This window comes from Deferrivibrio essentukiensis, from assembly GCF_020480685.1.
GTDB classification, from domain to species: domain Bacteria; phylum Chrysiogenota; class Deferribacteres; order Deferribacterales; family Deferrivibrionaceae; genus Deferrivibrio; species Deferrivibrio essentukiensis.
The window spans coordinates 1-853 of the sequence record NZ_JAJAFU010000053.1; the positions used below are offsets into that span (position 1 = coordinate 1).

The 853-nt window shown below is 31.3% G+C and carries 2 protein-coding genes; both read left to right on the forward strand.

Annotated elements, in window-relative coordinates; all coding sequences use genetic code 11:
• Window positions 1-359: PD-(D/E)XK nuclease domain-containing protein (locus tag LF845_RS11720; RefSeq protein WP_242821197.1), on the forward strand; the 359-nt coding region annotated here is incomplete at its 5' end.
• An 86-nt stretch (window positions 360-445) separates the two neighbouring features.
• Window positions 446-853 (forward strand): hypothetical protein (locus LF845_RS11725; RefSeq protein WP_242821198.1); only part of this gene is annotated, 408 nt, incomplete at its 3' end.

The window sequence follows — 853 nt, forward strand, 5'->3', positions numbered from 1 at the left end:
CATCTGACTCAAACAGAGAAAAGTCTTCCCTTTATTTATCCCTTTTGAACGCAAATCTAAAAGAGTTTGAAGATACATTAAAATCAATATTTTCATCAATCCCTTACAATAATTACAGCAACAATTTCATTCAAAATTATGAAGGTTTTTATGCAAGTGTTGTTTATATTTATTTGCAGTCATTGGGACTTGAGATAATAGGTGAAGATGTAACTAATAAAGGCAGAATAGATTTGACCGTTTTTATAGGGGATAAGATTTATATAATTGAGTTTAAGGTAGATGCTAAAAAAGGGGAAGCCTTGAAGCAGATTAAAAAGAAAAACTACGCACAAAAATATTTAAATAAATCTTCATAAAATAAAAGGACAGGCATTTTTTATTGGGCATTTTTTATTGATATCTTAACCTGATTTTGCTACAATTTATTCGTCGGGAGGCAGCCATGACCAAGCCAAGAAGCAGTTTTGTTTCATTAGAAGATACAAGTTGGTATCATTGTGTATCAAGATGCGTTCGCAGAGCTTTTTTGTGCGGTTTTGATTCAAGTAGCGGCAAAGATTTTGACCATCGCCGCCAGTGGATTGTGGATAGAATGAAGCAACTTACGGAAATTTATTCTATTCATATCGCAGGTTATGCTATCATGAGTAATCATTATCATATAGTTTTGAAAATCGATCAGAATTCTGTCAATGAATTGTCGGATGAAGAAGTTTTATTAAGATGGAAAAAACTTTATCAAATACCCTACTATGCTAATGAATATCTAAAAAATAAAAGTAAGTTACCTTCTTATGACAGAGAACTTGCAGAAAACTATATTAACAAAATAAGAGAAAGGTTATATAAC